The organism is Pseudomonas pergaminensis, assembly GCF_024112395.2.
Taxonomy (GTDB): domain Bacteria; phylum Pseudomonadota; class Gammaproteobacteria; order Pseudomonadales; family Pseudomonadaceae; genus Aquipseudomonas; species Aquipseudomonas pergaminensis.
Window position 1 is genome coordinate 4,920,547 of sequence record NZ_CP078013.2, and the last position, 21,060, is coordinate 4,941,606.

The following is a 21,060-nucleotide window of genomic DNA, read 5'->3' on the forward strand; positions in this document are numbered from 1 at the left end:
CCCACACTGGACTGTGTTCACACATTTTGATGGGTGAATACATTCAAATGTGGGAGCTGGCTTGCCTGCGATAAGGCCCTAACAGCCGCAGAGAAACCTGGCGACCTTCACCGCCGCAGCCTCCAGATGCTGCTCATGACTAAACCCCGACGCCTTCAACGGCTTCAAGTCATGATCCCCCGCCACCAGCCACATCACCTCGATGCTCGGCGACAAGTCATACCCCTCCACCGCCGCCCGATTGCCCAGCGCATCCCGCTCGCCCTGCACAATCAACGTCGGCGTCTTCAACCCCGCCAGATGCTCGACCCGTGGCTTTTCCGGCTTGCCCACCGCATAGAACGGATACCCCAGGCACACCAGCCCATCGGCACCCAACTCATCCGCCAGCAAACTGGCCATGCGCCCGCCCATGGACTTGCCGCCAATCGCCAGTTTCCCAGCGACATGACGTCGCACCTCGGCGTACACCTCACGCCAGGCTTCCAGCAGTTTGGGCGCCGGGTTCGGCGGGCGTTTACCGCCGTCCAGCCGGCGCTGGGCCATGTACGGAAATTCGAAGCGCAACACGTTCACGCCATGCCCGGCAAGGCGTGCAGCCATGTCGTTCATAAAGGATGAGTCCATCGGTGCGCCGGCGCCGTGGGCCAGGATCAGCGTCACCGGCGCGTCCTTCGCAACCGTCGACGCGGCATCCCACAACCAGCCCCGCTCCCGCACACACTGCGCCCATTGATCCCCGTCAATACTGGCCTTGTGCTCTTTGCCCATGCTTGCCTCGCTTTTTAGTCTGCCTATAACTCCAGCCCAAGTGCCGCATCTGCTTGGGTTGAACCGTGGATGGGGAACCATGAACACTACTTTAAGTACCGCCTATAACTACAAGGTGGTCCGCCAATTCGCCATTATGACGGTGGTGTGGGGCATCGTCGGCATGGGGCTCGGGGTTTTTCTCGCGGCCCAATTGGTCTGGCCTGCACTCAACTTCGATTTGCCGTGGACCAGCTTCGGCCGCCTGCGCCCGTTGCACACCAACGCGGTGATCTTCGCCTTCGGTGGCTGCGCCTTGTTCGCCAGCTCCTTCTACTCGGTACAACGCACCTGCCAAACCCAGCTGTTCGCGCCGAAGATCGCCGCGTTCTGCTTCTGGGGCTGGCAGTTGGTCATTCTCTTGGCCGCCATCTCCTTGCCGCTGGGCTACACCAGCTCCAAGGAATATGCCGAGCTGGAATGGCCGATCGACATCCTGATCACCATCGTCTGGGTGGCCTATGCCGTCGTGTTCTTTGGCACGGTGATGAAGCGCAACACCAAGCACATCTACGTCGGCAACTGGTTCTTCGGTGCGTTCATCATCACCGTGGCCATCCTGCATATCGTCAACAACCTGGAAATCCCGGTCAGCCTGACCAAGTCCTACTCCCTCTACGGCGGTGCGACGGATGCCATGGTGCAGTGGTGGTATGGCCACAACGCGGTAGGCTTTTTCCTCACCGCCGGCTTCCTGGGGATGATGTACTACTTCGTGCCCAAGCAGGCCGAGCGTCCGGTGTATTCGTATCGCTTGTCCATCGTGCACTTCTGGGCACTGATCACCCTGTACATCTGGGCCGGCCCGCACCACTTGCACTACACCGCGCTGCCGGACTGGGCACAATCGCTGGGCATGGTGATGTCGCTGGTGCTGCTGGCACCGAGCTGGGGCGGCATGATCAACGGCATGATGACCCTGTCGGGCGCCTGGCATAAGTTGCGCAGCGACCCGATCCTGCGCTTCCTGGTGGTGTCGCTGGCGTTCTACGGCATGTCGACGTTCGAAGGCCCGATGATGGCGATCAAGACCGTCAACGCCCTCTCCCACTACACCGACTGGACCATCGGCCACGTACATGCCGGCGCCCTCGGTTGGGTAGCGATGATCTCCATCGGCGCGCTGTACCACATGATCCCGAAAATCTTTGGTCGCGAGCAGATGTACAGCCTCGGCCTGATCAACGCGCACTTCTGGCTGGCCACCATCGGCACCGTGCTCTACATCGCCTCGATGTGGGTCAACGGCATCGCCCAGGGCCTGATGTGGCGTGCGGTCAACGAAGACGGCACCTTGACCTACTCCTTCGTCGAAACCCTGGTGGCCAGCCACCCAGGCTTCATCGTGCGGCTGGTGGGCGGCGCCATCTTCCTCAGCGGCATGTTCCTGATGGCTTACAACACTTGGCGCACCGTGCGTTCGGCGCAACCTGCCGAAGTCACCGCTGCCGTGCAGATGGCCTGAGGAGTCGATGATGAAACACGAAACGATTGAAAAGAACGTCGGCCTGCTGATGCTGCTCATGGTGCTCGCCGTGAGCATCGGCGGCCTGACCCAGATCGTCCCGCTGTTCTTCCAGGACGTGACCAACAAGCCAGTGGAAGGCATGAAGCCCTACACCGCGCTGCAACTGGAAGGCCGTGACATCTACATCCGCGAAGGCTGCGTACAGTGCCACTCGCAGATGATCCGCCCGTTCCGCGCCGAGACCGAGCGCTACGGCCACTACTCGGTCGCCGGCGAAAGCGTGTGGGACCACCCGTTCCTGTGGGGCTCCAAGCGTACCGGCCCGGACCTGGCCCGCGTTGGCGCGCGCTACTCGGACGACTGGCACCGCGCGCACCTGTACAACCCGCGCAACGTGGTGCCCGAGTCGAAAATGCCGGCCTACCCATGGCTGGTCACCGCCGCCGTCGACAGCAGCCACACCGAGACCAAGTTGAAAGTGATGCGCACCCTCGGCGTGCCGTACACCGACGACGATATCAATGGCGCTGTCGCCAGCCTCAAGGGCAAGACCGAGATGGACGCACTGGTGTCGTACCTGCAAGTGCTCGGCACTGCCATCAAGAGCAAGAGGTGAGCCATGGGATTTGAATTCGATGCGGGCACCATCCGCGGCCTCGGCACGCTGGTGGTCGCCATCGCCTTTATCGGCCTGTCGCTGTGGGTGTTCAACAACCGGCGCAATGCGGAATTCGAGCAGGCCCGCCTGCTGCCCTTCGCCGATGAACCTTCTCCATCCGACGCTCAAGAAGAGCCTGCAATAAGGAGCACTCGGCCATGACCCTATTCTGGAGTACATGGATCTGCGTACTGACCCTCGGCAGCCTGATCGGCCTGACCTGGCTGCTGATCGGGACCCGCAAGGGCGAGACCAAGGGCAGTGTCGACCAGACCATGGGCCACGCCTTTGACGGTATCGAGGAATATGACAACCCGCTGCCCCAGTGGTGGTTCATGCTGTTCGCCGGCACCCTGGTGTTTGCGGTCGGCTACCTGATCCTCTACCCGGGCCTGGGCAACTGGAAAGGCGTGTTGCCGGGCTATGAAGACGGCTGGACCCAGACCAAGGAATGGGACAAGGAAATGGCCAAGGCCGACGCCAAGTTCGGGCCGATCTTCGCCAAATTCTCGGCCATGCCCGTGGAAGAAGTCGCCAAAGACCCGCAAGCGCTGAAAATGGGCGGTCGCCTGTTTGCCTCCAACTGCGCGGTGTGCCACGGCTCGGACGCCAAGGGCGCGTTTGGCTTCCCGAACCTGGCGGATAACATCTGGCGCTGGGGCGGTTCGGCCGAGGCGATCAAGACCACCATCCTCAACGGCCGCCACGCGGCGATGCCGGCCTGGGGTGACATGCTCGGCGATGAAGGGGTGAAAAACGTCGCGGCCTATGTTCGTCACGACGTGGCCAAGCTGCCCTTGCCGGCCAACAGCACCGCAGACTTGGCAGCAGGCCAGGCGGCGTTCAGCACTACCTGCGTCGCTTGCCACGGTCCGGAAGGCCACGGCATGGAAGCCATGGGCGCGCCCGACCTGACCAAACCGGCCGGCTATATCTACGGCACCAGCCTTGCGCAATTGCAGCAGACTATCCGCCATGGCCGCCAAGGCCAGATGCCCGCGCAGGAAGTGCTGCAGGGCAATGACAAGGTGCACTTGTTGGCGGCCTATGTTTACAGCTTGTCCCACAGCGCTGATGGTGCAACGCCAGAAAGCCAGCCTGAGTAACCTCTGAGCTGCTGCCCCACTCTGGGGCGGCAGCTCAACCTAGCTGCGCGACCAAGTGTCGCACCCTTCCAAAGCACACCTTTCCCCCCCTCACTTTCGGGTCTACGCTTGTTCCCACAGCGGACCAATCCTGGCGTACGCAACGACATTCGTTGCGACCCCAAAATTTTCCTGTCCACTCGATCAGCTTTCGATTTCTGATTTTGTCCCTACGCAAAACATGGAAAGGGCGCAGAATCTGGCGTGGAACGCATTGATACAGGTCAGCCATTGCGTTGCAATGGCCCCTCGCTTTCTACATACTTGCGGCCGATTTTACCTATAAAAAAACCTAAACCGTGGAACCTTAGAATGAGCACAGCAATCAGTCCGACTGCTTATAACTATAAGGTAGTCCGCCAGTTCGCCATCATGACGGTGGTCTGGGGGATCCTTGGCATGGGGCTCGGGGTGTTCATCGCCTCGCAACTGGTTTGGCCGGAGTTGAATTTCGGTTTGCCATGGACGACCTTTGGTCGCCTGCGCCCGCTGCACACCAACCTGGTGATCTTCGCCTTCGGTGGATGTGCACTGTTTGCCACCTCCTACTATGTCGTGCAGCGAACCTGCCAGACGCGACTGATCTCCGACAGCCTCGCGGCCTTCACCTTCTGGGGTTGGCAAGCGGTGATCGTGAGCGCCATCGTCACCTTGCCGCTGGGCTACACCACCACCAAGGAATACGCCGAGCTGGAATGGCCGATCGCCATTTTGCTCGCCATCGTGTGGGTGACCTATGCCGTGGTGTTCTTCGGCACCATCGTCAAGCGCAAGACCAAGCACATCTACGTGGGCAACTGGTTCTACGGCGCGTTCATCCTGGTGACGGCGATGCTGCACATCGTCAACCATGCCTCGCTGCCAGTGAACCTGTTCAAGTCCTACTCGGCCTACGCCGGGGCAACGGACGCGATGATCCAGTGGTGGTATGGCCACAATGCCGTAGGTTTCTTCCTGACCACCGGTTTCCTGGGGATGATGTACTACTTCGTGCCGAAACAGGCCGAACGTCCTATTTACTCGTATCGCCTGTCCATCGTGCACTTCTGGGCGCTGATCACCCTGTACATCTGGGCCGGCCCGCACCACTTGCACTACACCGCATTGCCGGACTGGGCGCAGTCCCTGGGCATGGCGATGTCGATCATCCTGCTGGCCCCGAGCTGGGGCGGCATGATCAACGGCATGATGACCCTGTCGGGCGCCTGGCATAAATTGCGCACCGACCCGATCCTGCGCTTCCTGGTCGTCTCCCTGGCCTTCTACGGCATGTCGACCTTCGAAGGGCCGATGATGGCGATCAAGACCGTCAACTCGCTGTCCCACTACACCGACTGGACCATCGGCCACGTACACGCCGGCGCCCTCGGCTGGGTAGCGATGATCTCTATCGGCGCGATCTATCACATGATCCCCCGACTGTTTGGCCGCGTGCAGATGCACAGTGTCGCGCTGATCAACACGCACTTCTGGTTGGCCACTATCGGTACCGTGCTCTACATCGCCTCGATGTGGGTCAACGGCATCACCCAGGGCCTGATGTGGCGTGCGATCAACGATGACGGCACCCTCACCTACTCCTTCGTCGAAGCGCTGCAAGCCAGCCACCCGGGCTACATCGTCCGCGCCCTGGGCGGTGCGTTCTTTGCCGCCGGCATGCTGTTCATGGCCTACAACGTCTGGCGCACCGTGCGTGCCTCCGACCCTGCAGAAGCCGAAGCCGCCGCCAAGATCGCCGTTGTGGGAGCCCACTGATGAAGCATGAAGTAGTCGAGAAGAATATCGGCCTGCTGGCCTTCTTCATGGTCATCGCCGTGAGTATCGGCGGCCTGACCCAGATCGTTCCGCTGTTTTTCCAGGACGTCACCAACAAGCCGGTCGAAGGCATGAAGCCGCGCACCGCGCTTGAACTGGAAGGCCGCGACGTCTACATCGCCAACGGTTGTGTCGGCTGCCACTCGCAGATGATCCGTCCGTTCCGTGCCGAAACCGAGCGGTACGGCCACTACTCCGTCGCCGGTGAAAGCGTGTGGGACCACCCGTTCCTGTGGGGTTCCAAGCGTACCGGCCCAGACCTGGCCCGTGTCGGCGGACGTTACTCCGATGACTGGCAGCGTGCGCACTTGTACAACCCGCGCAACGTGGTGCCTGAATCGAAAATGCCGGCGTATCCGTTCCTCGTGGAAAACAAGCTCGACGGCAAGGACACCGCGAAGAAGATGGAAGTCTTGCGCACCCTGGGCGTGCCCTACACCGACGAAGACATCGCCGGTGCAGCCGCAGCCGTGAAGGGCAAGACCGAAATGGACGCACTGGTGGCCTACCTGCAAGGCCTGGGCACCCTCATCAAAAGCAAACGGTGACCTTCATGGATATCGGGATGATTCGAGGCCTGGGCACCGTTGTGGTGATGGTGGCCTTTATCGGCCTGGCGTTGTGGGTGTTCAGCCCCAAGCGCAAGTCGGAGTTTGACGACGCAACCATGCTGCCCTTCGCGGATGATCCCGAAGCCATTAAGCACGTCGAGCAAGCTTCTAGGAGTAACAAAGAATGACTACGTTCTGGAGTCTGTACGTCACAGTCCTCAGTCTGGGTACCATCTTCGCCCTGACCTGGCTGCTGCTGTCGACCCGCAAGGGCCAGCGCACCGAGCAAACCGACGAGACCGTCGGCCACTCGTTCGACGGCATCGAGGAGTACGACAACCCACTGCCCAAGTGGTGGTTCATGCTGTTCGTCGGCACCATCATCTTCGCCCTCGGCTACCTGGCGCTGTACCCCGGCCTGGGCAATTGGAAGGGCCTGTTGCCGGGCTATGCCTACCTCGACAACGACAAGCAAACCCCCTTCGCCAACGGCCAGACCGGCTGGACCGGCGTGCACGAATGGGAAAAGGAAATGGCCAAGTCGGACGCCAAGTTCGGGCCGATCTTCGCCAAATTCGCGTCGATGCCGATTGAAGAAGTGGCCAAGGACCCGCAAGCCCTGAAGATGGGGGGCCGCCTGTTCGCCTCCAACTGCTCGGTGTGCCACGGTTCCGACGCCAAGGGCGCGTATGGCTTCCCTAACTTGACCGACGCCGACTGGCGTTGGGGTGGCGAGCCGGCCACCATCAAGGAAACCATCATGAAGGGCCGCCATGCGGTGATGCCGGCCTGGCTGGATATCCTCAAAGAACAAGGCGTCAGCGATGTGGCCGCGTTCGTGGTCACCAACCTCGACGGCCGCAAGCTGCCCGAAGGCGTGAAAGCCGATGTGGCCAACGGCGAGAAACTCTTCGCCGCCAACTGCGTGGCCTGCCACGGCCCGGCCGGCAAAGGCACCCCCGCCATGGGCGCGCCCGACCTGACCCACCCGGGTGCATTCATCTACGGCTCGAGCTTTGCCCAACTGCAACAGACCATCCGTTGGGGCCGCCAGGGTCAGATGCCTGCGCAGGAGCAGCTGCAGGGGAATGACAAGGTGCACTTGCTGGCAGCGTATGTTTACAGCTTGTCCCATGGGGATAAGAAGGCCGAAGAGCAGTAAAGTCTTGAAAAAAAACGAAGCCCCGTGCAGCGAAAGCTGGCGGGGCTTCGTTGTTTCTGGCTCTCGTAACTGTTCAGAACATGAACCCACGACCACTCGTAGCTTGAAGCTTGCCGCGCCCAATAACGAGGTAGTAACGTAACTACATCGAATCCAGCGAAAGGGGAGCCACCCCATGACAATCACCACTATTTCCAGCCGCGCATTCAACCAAGACACAAGTGGTGCCAAAAAAGCAGCCCGCCAGGGGCCGGTTTTTATCACCGATAGAGGCAAGCCAGCCCACGTACTGCTAAGCATTGAGGACTACCAGAAACTGACAGGGCTCAATGCCGACATCGTTGATCTGCTAGTGATGCCAGAAGCGGCCGATATCGACTTCGAAACCGAACGTGCCGTGATCACTCATCGACCTGTGGACCTCTCCTGATGTATCTACTCGACACCAACGTCATTTCCGAACTTCGCAAACCCCACGCCGATGCAAAGGTGGTCGCCTGGGCTAAAAGCGTCAGCGCTCCACGCCTGTATATGTCGGCGATCACACTCAAAGAACTGGAAACCGGCGTCCTGCGCATAGAGCGGCGAGACCCGGCGCAAGGGAAGGTATTACGCACCTGGCTCAAGCGTCATGTCATACCCGCCTTCAATGCCAGAATCCTGCCCATCGATGCAGCAGTAGCGTTGCGCTGTGCACACTTGCATGTGCCAGACCGAGCCAATGAAAGTGATTCATTGATTGCGGCAACCGCTCTGGTCCATGGCCTTACTGTTGTTACACGCAATGTCAGCGACTTTAAATCCAGTGGCGTTCCACTGATCAATCCATGGGACGAATGACCTGCTTACCCACCAAAACCGTCCATACTTCCCAAGTCAATTGATCCAGATCACCTACACCATCAATTGATTTTCCCCAACGCGACCAAAGGTCGCACCCCTTGCACCGCATCGGGGGCGTATCATTAGGCCACTGCAACACCCTTAATTTGACCCCGGTTGGCACGTACTGGCCGAGGCAAATCTCCACCGCCGTGGGATGCAATGATGAGCAACCAGATACCGGTACATGACGTTACCCCGCCTGCCAAAAACGCCAGCAGCACTGTCGACCTCTACGCCTCGCGAGAGAAGATCTACACCCGCGCCTTCACCGGCCTGTTTCGCAATTTGCGCATGCTCGGCGGCGCCGCTCTGTTCCTGCTCTACTTCGGCACCGTGTGGCTGAACTGGGGTGGTCACCAGGCCGTGTGGTGGAACCTGCCAGAGCGTAAATTCTTTATTTTTGGCGCGACCTTCTGGCCCCAGGACTTCATCCTGCTCTCGGGCATTCTTATCGTCGCGGCATTTGGCCTGTTCTTTATCACCGTCTATGCCGGGCGTGTGTGGTGCGGTTATACCTGCCCGCAAAGCGTGTGGACGTGGATCTTCATGTGGTGCGAAAAGGTCACCGAAGGCGACCGCAACCAACGCATCAAGCTCGATAAAGCGCCCATGGGCGCCAACAAATTCCTGCGCAAATTCAGTAAGCACACCCTGTGGCTGCTGATCGGTTTTGTCACCGGCATGACCTTTGTCGGCTACTTCTCGCCGATCCGCGAACTGGTGTTTGACTTCTTCACCGGCCAAGCCGATGGCTGGTCGTATTTCTGGGTCGGTTTCTTCACCCTCGCCACCTACGGCAACGCCGGTTGGCTGCGCGAACAAGTGTGTATCTACATGTGCCCGTACGCGCGTTTCCAGAGCGTGATGTTCGACAAGGACACCCTGATCGTCTCCTACGACCCCCGCCGTGGCGAGGTGCGTGGCCCGCGCAAAAAAGGCGTCGATTACAAGGCCCAGGGCCTGGGGGACTGCATCGACTGCACGATGTGCGTACAGGTGTGCCCCACCGGTATCGACATCCGCGACGGCCTGCAGATCGAGTGCATCGGCTGCGCCGCTTGTATCGACGCCTGCGACAACATCATGGACAAAATGGAGTACCCACGCGGCCTGATCAGCTACACCACCGAGCACAACCTGTCGGGGCAGAAAACCCACAAGCTGCGCCCGCGCCTGATCGGCTACGCCTTGGTGCTGCTGGCGATGATCGGCTTGCTGGTGGCGGCCTTCTTCATGCGCTCGCTGGTGGGTTTCGACGTGAGCAAGGACCGTGTGCTGTACCGCGAGAACGCCGAAGGCCGGATCGAAAACGTCTACAGCCTGAAGATCATGAACAAGGACCAGCGCGACCACACCTACGTGCTCGACGCTGCCGGCCTGCCCGACCTCAAGCTGCAAGGCCGCCGCGAAATCAAGGTGGCTGCCGGTGATATCGTCAGCATGCCGGTGGAGTTGTCGAGCGCGCCGGAACAACTGCCGTCGAGCACCAACGAGGTGAAATTCATCCTCACCGACGCCGATGACGCCAGCGTCCACATTGAAGCCAAGAGCCGATTCATCGGCCCGCAAGTTCGTTAATCAAGAGAACCGAACAATGTCCGTAGCAACTGCCGCAAGCCCTTGGTACAAGCACCTCTGGCCCTGGATCATCATCGGGATCCTGGCCTGCTCGGTGACCTTGACCCTGTCCATGGTGACTATCGCGGTGAACAACCCCGACAACCTGGTCAACGACAACTACTACGAGGCCGGCAAGGGCATCAACCGCTCCCTGGACCGCGAACTGCTGGCCCAGACCCTGCAACTGCGCGCCAAGGTGCACCTGGATGAGCTGACCGGTGAAGTCGAAGTGAACCTCACCGGCAACAGCAACCCAGCCACCCTGGAATTGAACCTGATCTCCCCGACCCAGCCAGAGAAGGATCGCAAGATCAACCTGGCCCGCAGTGACAGCGAAACTGGCCGCTACATCGGCCAGGTCACCGACAAGGTCGAGGGCCGGCGCTTTGTCGAATTGCTCGGCGTGGAAGGCGATCGCACCTGGCGTATGTTTGAAGAAGAGCTGGTCAGCCACGACAAGGACTTGCTGCTGGGTGATGAACCGTTGCAGGGCGCTGAAGACCTGAAAAAATAAGCCTGCGCTTCGCGCATCGTCGGCAAGCCGGCTCCTACCGCTCGAACGCGATCCCTTGTAGGAGCCGGCTTGCCGGCGATGAGGCCCTCCCAGCCGATTAAGATCCCTAGCCATGACCAGCCCAACTCCGTGCTACCACTGCGCCCTGCCCGTCCCGCCCGGCAGCCGGTTTACCGCCGTGATCCTCGGTGAACACCGCGAACTCTGCTGCCCGGGCTGTCAGGCCGTGGCCGAGGCGATTGTGGCCGGCGGCCTGGAAAGCTATTACCAGCACCGCAGCGAAGCCTCGGCCAACCCTGAGACGCTGCCGGTGCAACTGGTCGACGAGTTGGCACTGTATGACCGCGCCGACGTGCAAAAACCTTTTGTGCGCCACGAGGGCGAGCTGGCCGAAGCCACCCTGTTGATGGAAGGCATCAGTTGCGCTGCCTGTGGCTGGTTGATCGAAAAACACCTGCGCGGCCTGCCCGCCGTGGCCGAGGCGCGGTTGAACCTGTCCAACCATCGTTTGCAGGTGCGCTGGGCCGATGGGCAACTGCCGCTGAGCCAGTTGCTCAGCGAGCTGCGCCATATCGGCTACGCCGCCCACCCCTATCAGGCCGACCGCGCTGCCGAGCAACTGGCCGGTGAGAATCGCCTGGCCTTGCGCCAATTGGGCGTGGCCGGGCTGCTGTGGTTCCAGGCCATGATGGCAACCATGGCCACCTGGCCGGAATTCAATATCGACCTGAGCCCGGAGCTGCACGTGATCCTGCGCTGGGTGGCGATGTTTCTCACCACACCCATTGTGTTTTACAGCTGCGCACCGTTTTTCAAGGGGGCGATGCGCGACTTGCGCACCCGCCACCTGACCATGGATGTCTCGGTGTCATTGGCCATCGGCGGTGCGTACCTGGCGGGCATCTGGACCGCGATCACCGGCGTCGGCGAGCTCTACTTCGATGCAGTGGGCATGTTTGCACTGTTCCTGCTGGCCGGGCGCTACCTTGAGCGCCGCGCCCGCGAGCGCACGGCCGCCGCCACCGCGCAGCTGGTGAACCTGTTGCCCGCCTCGTGCCTGCGGCTCAAGGTCGATGGCCAGAGTGAACGCATCCTGCTCCCGGAACTGGCACTGGGCGACCGCGTCCTGGTGCATCCGGGCGCTGTGTTGCCGGCGGATGGCGTGATCCTCGATGGCCAATCGAGCATTGATGAATCGTTGCTCACCGGGGAATACCTGCCGCAACCGCGCCAGACCGGCGACGCCGTCACAGCGGGCACGCTGAATGTCGAGGGTGCCTTGACCGTCGAAGTGCGTGCCTTGGGCCATGACACGCGCTTGTCCGCCATCGTGCGCCTGCTGGAACGGGCCCAGGCCGAGAAACCACGCCTGGCACAAATCGCCGACCGCGCCGCGCAGTGGTTCCTGTTGTGCTCGTTGATCGCCGCCGCCCTGATCGGCTTGCTGTGGTGGGAGCTGGACGCGTCGCGCGCGTTCTGGATTGTGCTGGCAATGCTGGTGGCGACGTGCCCCTGTGCGTTGTCCCTTGCAACACCTACAGCCCTCACCGCCGCCACCGGCACCTTGCACAAACTCGGGTTGCTGCTGACCCGTGGCCATGTGCTGGAAGGACTGAACCAGATCGACACGGTGATCTTCGACAAGACCGGCACCCTGACGGAAGGACGCCTGGCGTTGAGAGCCATCCGCCCCCTGGGCAGCTTGAGCACCGACCTGTGCCTGAGCCTCGCCGCCGCCTTGGAAAACCGTTCCGAACACCCGATCGCGCGCGCCTTTGGTCGTGCGCCACTGGCCGCCGATGAAGTCATCAGTTCGCCAGGGCAGGGCCTTGAAGGGCGTGTCGGCGAGCGCGTATTGCGCATTGGCCAACCGGGTTTTGTCTGTGAACTCAGTGGTTGCCCGATCCCAGCCGCGCCTGAGGTTTCGGGCCAATGGCTGCTGCTCGGCGACCGCGAAGGCGCCCTGGCCTGGTTCGTACTCGACGACCGCCTGCGCAGCGATGCCCCAGCGTTGCTGGCCGCGTGCAAGGCGCGTGGCTGGCGCACGCTGCTGCTGTCCGGGGACAGCTCGCCGATGGTCGCCAGTGTCGCCGCCGAGTTGGGGATCGATGAAGCCCACGGCGGCCTGCGCCCCGATGACAAGCTGCAAGTGCTGCAACGACTGCACAAGGAAGGCCGCAAGGTGCTGATGCTTGGCGACGGGGTCAACGATGTGCCGGTGCTCGCCGCCGCGGACATCAGCGTGGCCATGGGCACGGCCACCGACCTGGCCAAGACCAGCGCCGACGCGGTCTTGCTGTCCAACCGCCTGGACGCCCTCGTACAAGCCTTTACCCTGGCGCGACGCACCCGTCGGGTGATCATTGAAAACCTGCTATGGGCCGGGCTGTACAATGGCCTTATGCTGCCGTTTGCCGCCCTAGGCTGGATCACCCCTATCTGGGCCGCGATCGGCATGTCCCTCAGTTCGTTGACCGTGGTGCTCAACGCCCTGCGCCTGACTCGCCTGCCGAGCGCGCCTGCGGCCAGAGCCCCTTCAGTAACCCGCCCGCTGCCGGTGTGAGCCGCGCGGACATGGAGTGCAGATGCCAGCTTTATACGTGATGATTCCGGCGGCGCTGCTGTTAGTGGGCGTGGCCATCTACATCTTCTTCTGGGCCGTGGACAATGGCCAGTACGACGACCTCGACGGCCCGGCCCATAGCGTGCTGTTCGACGACCAGGACCCGAACCACCTGGCCGGCATCGAAGAGGCCAACCACCACGAGCAACCGCCCAAAGACCCGCCCCATGCTTGAACTGGCGCCACTGCTGGTCTCCGCGCTGATCCTCGGCCTGCTCGGCGGCGGCCATTGCCTGGGCATGTGCGGCGGCCTGATGGGTGCGCTGACCCTGGCCATCCCCAAGGAGCAGCGTGGTCGCCGGTTTAAACTGCTGCTGGCCTACAACCTGGGGCGCATCTTCAGCTATACCGCTGCCGGGGTGTTGATCGGCCTGGCCGGTTGGGCAGTGGCGAACAGCCCGGCGGCGATGTTCATGCGCGTACTGGCCGGGTTGTTGTTGATCAGCATGGGCCTGTACCTGGCCGGCTGGTGGAGCGGCCTCACCCGTATCGAAAGCCTCGGACGCGGCCTGTGGCGCTACATCCAGCCAGTCGCCAACCGTTTGCTGCCTGTGTCCAGCGTACCGCGCGCCTTGCTGCTGGGCGCGCTGTGGGGCTGGTTGCCGTGCGGATTGGTCTACAGCACGCTGCTATGGGCAGCGAGCCAGGGCAATGCACTGGACAGCGGGTTGCTGATGCTGGCGTTCGGGCTGGGGACCTGGCCGGTGCTGTTGGCTACAGGCCTGGCGGCTGAGCGGGTGACGGCGCTGTTGCGCAAACGCAGTGTGCGGATGGCCGGCGGCTTGCTGGTGATTATGTTCGGTATCTGGACATTGCCCGGCCCGCACCAGCACTGGCTGATGGGCCACTAGCGCCCTGCCTCGTAAGTACGATCGTTTTTGACGAGTGGCTGTTGTCGTCAGGCAAGGCGCCGCGACGACTCATAGCTGGCTATGGGGAGGAGCGGCAACGCAGCATGACGGCAACAGACGCCGTCAAAAACGATCAGTACTTGCGAGGCAGGGCGCTCGGCGCCATGTGGCATAGCGCCGCTCCCCGTTGATGCAAATCAAGATGCCATCCCCGCCACGCCCCTAGACTCGGCCCACTAGCCTATCCGGGGGAACGCCCGCATGCTCGACGCCATTCGTTGGGACGCCAATCTGATTCACCGCTACGACATGGCGGGACCGCGCTACACGTCCTACCCCACTGCCGTGCAATTCGACAGCCAGGTCGGCACCTTCGACCTGCTCCACGCCCTGCGCGACAGCCGCAAGGCCGTGCGACCCTTGTCGCTGTATGTGCATGTACCGTTCTGCGCGAACATTTGCTACTACTGCGCCTGCAACAAGGTCATCACCAAGGACCGTGGCCGCGCCCAGGCCTACCTGCAACGTCTGGAGCAAGAGATCCAACTGGTGGCCTGCCACCTCGATCCGAGACAGCGGGTTGAGCAACTGCACTTCGGCGGCGGCACCCCGACCTTTCTCAGCCACGATGAACTGCGCCAGGTCATGGGCTGCCTGCGCCAGCACTTCAATTTGCTGGATGACGATTCCGGCGACTACGGCATCGAGATCGACCCCCGTGAAGCGGACTGGGCGACCATGGGCCTGCTGCGTGAACTTGGCTTCAACCGCGTGAGCATCGGCCTGCAAGACCTTGACCCCGAGGTGCAACGGGCAGTGAATCGCCTGCAGAGCCTGGAGGAAACCCGTGCGGTCATCGATGCGGCGCGCACCCTGCAATTTCGCTCGATCAATATCGACCTGATCTACGGCTTGCCCAAGCAAACACCGATCAATTTTGCGCGTACCGTGGAAGAGGTAATCAGCCTGCAACCAGACCGCTTGTCAGTGTTCAATTACGCGCACCTGCCAGAGCGCTTCATGCCCCAGCGGCGTATCAACACCGATGAACTGCCCTCCCCGGCGTCTAAACTCTTGATGCTGCAAACCACCATCGAGCAACTGACCCAGGCCGGCTACCGCTACATAGGCATGGACCACTTCGCCCTGCCGGACGATGAGTTGGCTATCGCCCAGGAAGAAGGCACGCTGCAGCGCAACTTCCAGGGCTACACCACCCACGGTCACTGCGACTTGATCGGGCTCGGGGTGTCGGCGATCAGCCAGATCGGCGACCTGTACTGCCAGAACAGCAGCGACCTCAACGGCTACCAGAACACCCTGGCGGGCGCGCAACTGGCCACCAGCCGTGGCCTGGTCTGCACCACGGACGATCGGTTGCGGCGGGAGGTGATTCAGCAGCTGATCTGCACGTTCAGCCTGGCATTCGAGGCGATCGAGCAGGCCTTCAATGTGGATTTTCGCGGGTATTTCGCTGACATCTGGCCACAACTGGAGGCCATGGCCGAGGATGGCCTGATTGAACTCGACGCCCGGGGCATTCGTGTGTTGCCGGCCGGGCGCCTGCTGGTGAGGTCGGTGTGCATGGTGTTCGACGCCTATCTGGAGCACCAGAACAGGCAGCGTTTCTCGAAGGTTATCTAGTCGACTCGCCTTACTTGGCCATGAGGCTCATGGCTTCCATCTGAGCCTCTGGCGGCTGGTCTTTCATGGCTTTGGCCAGTTGGGTCTGGGTGGTTGCCAGCGCGGCCTGCAATGACGTCACATCGCTCTGCAAGCCCGCGACTCTGGCCTGGCGCGCCTCCGGCGTCATCGAGGTATCAGCCATGGCCGCTGCGAGTTCGGCCATCTTGTCTTCGAGTTGTTTCTTGAGCTCACGGATCATCTTCAACAACTGCTTGACGCTGTCGCTCAGGTTGCTGTCGTCGATGTCTTTATTCGCGTCGTTACGGGCAGCCTGCAGACCCGCACCGGAAATTGTCACCGCCACGCCTTCGACCGGCTTGGCGTCAGCCTGCGGTGCCGATGGGTTGCTGGCATCGTCCACCACGGCGTCCTTTTTGAGGTCCGGCATTGTGGGTATGCGAATACTTGAGGGGTTAATACCGCCAATAGAAGCCATGATCCAAACCCTGGATTGTTGAGACATAAGCCTGTATCGACCCTGATACAAAAAGCTTTATACCGCTGGCGGTTTTTTGTACACGCTGGCCTCATCGCCCCCCAGTGCGTTACCCTTACGTCTTATGTGTGTTTTCCCACAAGGATTTAAGAAATGTCCGAGCCAGTTAAACTGCGCGCTCACAGCCAGGCTCATTGCAAGGATTGCAGCCTGGCTCCCCTGTGCTTGCCACTTTCGTTGAATTTGGAAGACATGGATGCGCTGGACGAGATCGTTAAACGCGGTCGCCCGCTGAAAAAAGGCGAGTTCCTGTTTCGCCAGGGCGACAAGTTCGATTCCGTTTATGCAGTACGTTCGGGCGCATTGAAAACGTTCAGCCTCAGCGACGGCGGCGAAGAGCAGATCACCGGTTTCCACCTGCCCAGCGAACTGGTCGGCTTGTCGGGCATGGACACCGAGATTCATCCGGTGTCGGCCCAGGCGCTGGAGACCACTTCGGTGTGCGAAATCCCCTTCGAACGCCTGGACGAACTGGCCCTGCAATTGCCGCAACTGCGTCGCCAACTGATGCGTGTCATGAGTCGCGAAATTCGTGACGACCAGCAAATGATGCTGCTGTTGTCGAAGAAAACCGCCGACGAGCGCATCGCTACGTTCCTGGTCAACCTGTCGGCACGGTTCCGTGCCCGTGGGTTCTCCGCCAACCAGTTCCGCCTGAGCATGTCGCGCAACGAAATCGGCAACTACCTGGGCCTTGCAGTGGAAACCGTGTCCCGCGTGTTTACGCGCTTCCAGCAGAACGCACTGTTGGCCGCCGAAGGCAAGGAAGTGCATATCCTCGACCCTATCCAGCTGTGCGCGCTGGCGGGCGGCTCGCTCGAAGGTTAAGAGAAGGATTGATCCAGACACCTGCGGCCGCGCCAATTGCCGAGGCCGCAGGTATACTTCGAGTCCGTTTCCAGCCCCAGGACTCTTCGACGATGACCTTCGATTCGTTCGACATCAAATCCCTGATCCGCCCCGTCATCGACTTCCCCAAGCCTGGGGTGATCTTCCGTGACATCACGCCCTTGTTCCAATCGCCCCGCGCCCTGCGCCTGGTGGCGGACAGCTTTGCCCAACGTTATGTCGAAGCCGATTTCACCCATATCGGCGCAATGGATGCGCGGGGCTTCCTGATCGGTTCGATCATCGCCTACCAACTGAACAAGCCGCTGATCCTGTTCCGCAAGCAGGGCAAACTGCCCGCGGACGTGCTGGCCGAGGGTTACCAGACCGAGTACGGCGAGGCTTTCCTGGAAGTGCACGCCGACAGCCTGTGCGAGGGCGATTCGGTGTTGATGTTCGATGACCTGATCGCCACTGGCGGCACCCTGATCGCGGCGGCGAACCTGGTGCGACGCATGGGCGCGAAGATCTTCGAAGCGGCGGCGATTATTGATCTGCCGGAGCTGGGTGGGTCGCAACGCCTGGAGGACATGGGGATTCCGACGTTTTGTTTGACGCAGTTTGCGTTGACTGAACAGTAACGGTCGCCTGGGCCGGCCTCATCGCGGGCAAACCCGGCTCCCACAGGTGATCGCCTTCACCGATAAGAATGTGTGAGCCCAATCAAATGTGGGAGCCGGGCTTGCCCGCGATGAGGCCCGCAAGAACAACGCAAATCACAACCCCATCTGCTTACTGATGATCTCGTTCATCACTTCACGCGTCCCCCCGCCAATCGACAGGATGCGGTTATCCCGATACAGCCGCTCCACCAGGTTGCCGCGCATATAGCCCTGCCCACCGAGAATCTGCACCGCGTCGTAGGTGACGCGGTCGGCGGTGTCGGTGGCGAGGTTCTTGGCCATGGAAATCTCCTTGATCACGCTGAGGCCGGCCGCCATTTTCGCCGCCTGGCGGTAGGTGAATTCGCGGGAGACTTCCACGGCGGTGGCCATCTCTGCCAGTCGATGCTTGATCACCTGGAACTTGCCGATGGGCTTACCGAAGGCTTCGCGCTGGGCGGCCCATGCAAGGCTTTCCTCCAGGGCCAACTGCGCAGTCATGTTGGCCATCAGGGCCAGCGCCAGGCGTTCGCTCTGGAAGTTGCCCATGATGCAGGCAAACCCCATGTTCTCCGCGCCGATCAGGTTGCCGACGGGCACCCGGCAATCGTCAAAGAATAATTCAGCCGTGTCCGACGCCCACCAGCCCATTTTCTTCAGGGGCTGGCCGACAGTGAAACCCGGCGTGTCTTTTTCGATCAGCAGTAGGCTGATGCCGGCAAAGCCCGGCCCGCCGGTGCGCACGGCGACGGTGTAGAAATCGGCGCGGATACCGCTGGTGATGAAGGTCTTGCTGCCGCTGACGCGGTAATGGTCGCCGTCGCGGATGGCGCGGGTTTGCAGGCTGGCGACATCAGAGCCGCCACCCGGCTCGGTGACCGCCAGGGCGATGATCTTTGCACCGGCCAGGACCTGCGGCGCCACGCGCTCGCGCACCTCGGGCCGGGCCCATTTGACGACCGGTGGCAGGCCGATATCCAGCGAACCAAGCCCGGCGACCACACCACCGGAGCCACAACGCATCAGCTCTTCACTGGCCGCAACCTTTGCGAACAGGTCACCTTCATGGCTACCGCCCAAGGCTTGCGGATAACCGATGCCGAGGATCCCCACCGCGCCGGCCTTGAGGTACAGCTCGCGCGGAAAGCTCTGCGCCTCCTCCCACTGCTCGATGCCCGGCAGCAGCTCGCGCTCGACAAAGCGACGCACGCTGTCGCGGACCAATTGGTGGCTGGGGTCGAAGTAGTCCTGGTAGGCAGACATCGGCAAGCTCCATGGCGAGATGGAGCGAAATTACCAAGCGCTTGCTTGGTTATCAAGACATGTACACCTTTTGCCAACAACACGACACTAATGTGGGAGCGGGCTTGCCCGCGAAAGCGCTGGAACAGTCAATACATCTGGTACTGAAAGACCGCTTTCGCGAGCAAGCCCGCCCCCACACTTTGTCCGGCGGTGAACCTTAAAGGGCGATCGGTTTGCGGCCGGCGAAGGAGTGCGCCAGCGTGCCACCATCGACCAACTCCAACTCGCCGCCCAGCGGCACACCGTGGGCAATACGCGAAGTGATCAAGCCTTTGTTGGTCAGCAGTTGAGCGATGTAATGCGCGGTCGCCTCACCTTCCACTGTCGGGTTGGTGGCCAGGATCACTTCGGTAAAGGTGCCCTGTTCTTCGATGCGCGTCACCAGCTGTGGAATGCCGATGGCCTCCGGGCCCAGGCCGTCCAGCGGCGACAGGTGGCCCTTGAGCACAAAGTAGCGCCCGCGATAGCCAGTCTGCTCCACCGCATACACATCCATCGGTCCTTCCACCACGCACAGCAGCGTGTCGTCACGGCGCGGGTCGGCGCATTGCGGGCAGAGTTCTTCTTCGGTCAGCGTGCGGCACTGGCGGCAGTGGCCTACCCCGGTCATGGCCTGGCTCAAGGCCTGGGCCAACCGGGTGCCACCGCTGCGATCACGCTCAAGCAGTTGCAGCGCCATGCGCTGGGCGGTTTTCTGGCCCACGCCCGGCAATGTGCGCAGGGCGTCGATCAGTTGGCGAATCAGGGGGCTGAAGCTCATGGGCAATGGTCCGACAAAACAACGAGACGCGGTTTATACCCGCGCCCCGGATTAGCGTCAAATCCTCAATCCTGCGCGACGCGCACCACCAACTTGCCGAAGTTGCGCCCTTCCAGCAAACCGATAAAGGCCTCGGGTGCCTGCTCCAGACCGTCGACCACGTCTTCGCGGAACTTGATCTTGCCGTCGCGCACCCACGGCGCCATGGCGCTGAGGAACTCGGGCTGGCGGTCACCGTAGTCGTCGAACACGATAAAGCCCTGGATGCGCACGCGCTTGGTCAGCAGCGTTCGTTGCAGCGCCGGCAACCGGTCGGGACCGCTGGGCGCTTCATGGGCGTTGTAGCCGGCGATCAGCCCGCACAGTGGAATGCGCGCCTTGGGATTGAGCAGCGGCACCACGGCGTCGAACACCTTACCGCCGACGTTTTCAAAATAGATATCGACGCCTTTGAAGCACGCCAGCGCCAGATCATTGGCAAAGGTCGCGCTCTTGTGGTCGACGCAGGCATCGAAGCCCAATTCGTCCACCACATAACGGCACTTGTCTGCGCCACCTGCTATCCCGACCACGCGCAAGCCCTTGAGCTTGGCCACCTGCCCCACCACCGAGCCCACTGCGCCGGACGCCGCGGCCACCACCAGGGTTTCCCCGGCCGTGGGCTGGCCAATGTCCATCAGGCCCATGTAGGCGGTCATGCCCGGCATGCCCAGCACACCCAAGGCCATGGACGGACTGGCCAGGCCATTGGGCACCGGCATCAGGTTACGACCGTCGGAGATGCTGTGGCTTTGCCAGCCGGTGGAGCCGACCACCAGGTCGCCCACTTCGAATTTCGGATTGCGCGACTGTTCGATGCGACTGACAGCGCCACCGGTCATTACTTCGTCGATTTCCACTGGCGCCGCGTAGGACGGTGCGTCGCTCATACGTCCGCGCATGTAGGGGTCGAGGGACAGGTACAGGGTTTTCAGCAGGACTTGGCCGTCTGCCAACTCCGGCAGATTCACACGCTCCAGGCGGAAATTTTCCGGGGTGGGTGCGCCCTGCGGGCGTGAGACCAGGACGATGCGCTGGTTCAGGGTCGGTTCTTGAGGCATGAAGGGGCTCCTTTATCCAAATCCATCGGTATAGGGTGCAGACCATGCGTGCGGTGCCAGGGTTCGATCCGATTGGCACAAACAAAAATGCCAGGCACGGGGCCTGGCATTGGAGTCTAGC

General features: G+C 61.5%; 23 protein-coding genes. 18 read left to right on the plus strand and 5 right to left on the minus strand.

Going from position 1 to position 21,060, the window contains the following annotated elements; all coding sequences use genetic code 11:
• Positions 1-78: 78 nt before the first annotated feature.
• On the minus strand, positions 79-771 hold the full coding sequence (locus KUA23_RS22255; protein ID WP_078049706.1) for an alpha/beta family hydrolase: 693 nt from the start codon (positions 769-771) through the stop codon (positions 79-81).
• A gap of 79 nt (positions 772-850) precedes the next feature.
• Here KUA23_RS22255 and ccoN (KUA23_RS22260) point away from each other — a divergent pair, with 79 nt between their 5' ends.
• The 16 genes from ccoN (KUA23_RS22260) (at position 851) to hemN (ending at position 15,746) form a co-directional block, all read left to right on the plus strand.
• Positions 851-2,275 carry a cytochrome-c oxidase, cbb3-type subunit I gene (ccoN, locus tag KUA23_RS22260; RefSeq protein WP_252992855.1) on the plus strand — a complete coding sequence of 475 codons (1,425 nt, stop codon included), beginning with the start codon at positions 851-853 and terminating at the stop codon, positions 2,273-2,275.
• A gap of 10 nt (positions 2,276-2,285) precedes the next feature.
• Positions 2,286-2,894, plus strand: coding sequence for a cytochrome-c oxidase, cbb3-type subunit II (ccoO, locus tag KUA23_RS22265; protein WP_003193159.1), 609 nt, complete (start codon positions 2,286-2,288; stop codon positions 2,892-2,894).
• A gap of 3 nt (positions 2,895-2,897) precedes the next feature.
• On the plus strand, positions 2,898-3,098 hold the full coding sequence (locus KUA23_RS22270; RefSeq protein WP_010208563.1) for a cbb3-type cytochrome oxidase subunit 3: 201 nt from the start codon (positions 2,898-2,900) through the stop codon (positions 3,096-3,098).
• A complete protein-coding gene (gene ccoP, locus KUA23_RS22275) occupies positions 3,095-4,042 on the plus strand; it encodes a cytochrome-c oxidase, cbb3-type subunit III (protein ID WP_252992856.1) in 948 nt (315 codons plus the stop codon). The genes KUA23_RS22270 and ccoP (KUA23_RS22275) overlap by 4 nt, the downstream gene beginning before the upstream one ends.
• A 351-nt stretch (positions 4,043-4,393) precedes the next feature.
• Positions 4,394-5,836, plus strand: coding sequence for a cytochrome-c oxidase, cbb3-type subunit I (gene ccoN, locus KUA23_RS22280; RefSeq protein WP_028617468.1), 1,443 nt, complete (start codon positions 4,394-4,396; stop codon positions 5,834-5,836).
• Complete coding sequence (gene ccoO, locus KUA23_RS22285) at positions 5,836-6,444, plus strand: cytochrome-c oxidase, cbb3-type subunit II (protein ID WP_025854274.1); 609 nt, start codon at positions 5,836-5,838, stop codon at positions 6,442-6,444. Before ccoN (KUA23_RS22280) ends, ccoO (KUA23_RS22285) begins: the two co-directional genes overlap by 1 nt.
• A gap of 5 nt (positions 6,445-6,449) precedes the next feature.
• Complete coding sequence (locus tag KUA23_RS22290; RefSeq protein WP_016775513.1) at positions 6,450-6,635, plus strand: CcoQ/FixQ family Cbb3-type cytochrome c oxidase assembly chaperone; 186 nt, start codon at positions 6,450-6,452, stop codon at positions 6,633-6,635.
• Positions 6,632-7,609 carry a cytochrome-c oxidase, cbb3-type subunit III gene (ccoP, locus tag KUA23_RS22295; protein WP_078049709.1) on the plus strand — a complete coding sequence of 326 codons (978 nt, stop codon included), beginning with the start codon at positions 6,632-6,634 and terminating at the stop codon, positions 7,607-7,609. Before KUA23_RS22290 ends, ccoP (KUA23_RS22295) begins: the two co-directional genes overlap by 4 nt.
• Before the next feature lie 175 nt (positions 7,610-7,784).
• On the plus strand, positions 7,785-8,039 hold the full coding sequence (locus KUA23_RS22300) for a type II toxin-antitoxin system Phd/YefM family antitoxin (protein WP_099493585.1): 255 nt from the start codon (positions 7,785-7,787) through the stop codon (positions 8,037-8,039).
• Complete coding sequence (locus KUA23_RS22305; RefSeq protein ID WP_078049711.1) at positions 8,039-8,449, plus strand: type II toxin-antitoxin system VapC family toxin; 411 nt, start codon at positions 8,039-8,041, stop codon at positions 8,447-8,449. Before KUA23_RS22300 ends, KUA23_RS22305 begins: the two co-directional genes overlap by 1 nt.
• A 207-nt stretch (positions 8,450-8,656) precedes the next feature.
• A complete protein-coding gene (ccoG, locus tag KUA23_RS22310; RefSeq protein ID WP_078049712.1) occupies positions 8,657-10,072 on the plus strand; it encodes a cytochrome c oxidase accessory protein CcoG in 1,416 nt (471 codons plus the stop codon).
• A 16-nt stretch (positions 10,073-10,088) separates the two neighbouring features.
• The gene (locus KUA23_RS22315; protein WP_078049713.1) at positions 10,089-10,628 is read left to right on the plus strand and encodes a FixH family protein; all 540 of its coding nucleotides are present in this window, start codon (positions 10,089-10,091) and stop codon (positions 10,626-10,628) included.
• Positions 10,629-10,740: 112 nt separating this feature from the next.
• Positions 10,741-13,191, plus strand: a complete 2,451-nt coding sequence (locus KUA23_RS22320) for a heavy metal translocating P-type ATPase (protein ID WP_252992857.1) — start codon at positions 10,741-10,743, stop codon at positions 13,189-13,191.
• Positions 13,192-13,213: 22 nt separating this feature from the next.
• The gene (ccoS, locus tag KUA23_RS22325) at positions 13,214-13,426 is read left to right on the plus strand and encodes a cbb3-type cytochrome oxidase assembly protein CcoS (protein WP_100492353.1); all 213 of its coding nucleotides are present in this window, start codon (positions 13,214-13,216) and stop codon (positions 13,424-13,426) included.
• Positions 13,419-14,102: a sulfite exporter TauE/SafE family protein gene (locus KUA23_RS22330; RefSeq protein ID WP_252992858.1), complete on the plus strand. Its 684-nt coding sequence runs from the start codon at positions 13,419-13,421 to the stop codon at positions 14,100-14,102. The genes ccoS and KUA23_RS22330 overlap by 8 nt, the downstream gene beginning before the upstream one ends.
• Before the next feature lie 261 nt (positions 14,103-14,363).
• Positions 14,364-15,746, plus strand: coding sequence for an oxygen-independent coproporphyrinogen III oxidase (gene hemN / locus KUA23_RS22335; protein ID WP_252992859.1), 1,383 nt, complete (start codon positions 14,364-14,366; stop codon positions 15,744-15,746).
• Positions 15,747-15,756: 10 nt separating this feature from the next.
• Here the strand turns inward: hemN and KUA23_RS22340 are convergent, their stop codons facing one another.
• Complete coding sequence (locus KUA23_RS22340) at positions 15,757-16,224, minus strand: hypothetical protein (protein ID WP_078049718.1); 468 nt, start codon at positions 16,222-16,224, stop codon at positions 15,757-15,759.
• A gap of 153 nt (positions 16,225-16,377) precedes the next feature.
• On the opposite strand from KUA23_RS22340, the gene fnr reads away from it, so the two are divergent.
• Together fnr and KUA23_RS22350 are read left to right on the plus strand one after the other, a co-directional pair.
• Positions 16,378-17,112, plus strand: a complete 735-nt coding sequence (fnr, locus tag KUA23_RS22345; RefSeq protein ID WP_015885309.1) for a fumarate/nitrate reduction transcriptional regulator Fnr — start codon at positions 16,378-16,380, stop codon at positions 17,110-17,112.
• 92 nt (positions 17,113-17,204) lie between these two features.
• Positions 17,205-17,753, plus strand: coding sequence for an adenine phosphoribosyltransferase (locus tag KUA23_RS22350; protein ID WP_025854263.1), 549 nt, complete (start codon positions 17,205-17,207; stop codon positions 17,751-17,753).
• A gap of 135 nt (positions 17,754-17,888) precedes the next feature.
• Here KUA23_RS22350 and KUA23_RS22355 read toward each other — a convergent pair whose 3' ends face one another.
• The 3 genes from KUA23_RS22355 to KUA23_RS22365 form a co-directional block, all read right to left on the minus strand.
• Complete coding sequence (locus KUA23_RS22355) at positions 17,889-19,037, minus strand: acyl-CoA dehydrogenase family protein (RefSeq protein ID WP_252992860.1); 1,149 nt, start codon at positions 19,035-19,037, stop codon at positions 17,889-17,891.
• A gap of 199 nt (positions 19,038-19,236) precedes the next feature.
• The gene (gene recR / locus KUA23_RS22360; RefSeq protein ID WP_078049720.1) at positions 19,237-19,839 is read right to left on the minus strand and encodes a recombination mediator RecR; all 603 of its coding nucleotides are present in this window, start codon (positions 19,837-19,839) and stop codon (positions 19,237-19,239) included.
• Between the two features lie 65 nt (positions 19,840-19,904).
• Complete coding sequence (locus tag KUA23_RS22365; protein WP_078049721.1) at positions 19,905-20,939, minus strand: NADP-dependent oxidoreductase; 1,035 nt, start codon at positions 20,937-20,939, stop codon at positions 19,905-19,907.
• Between the last annotated feature and the right edge of the window lie 121 nt (positions 20,940-21,060).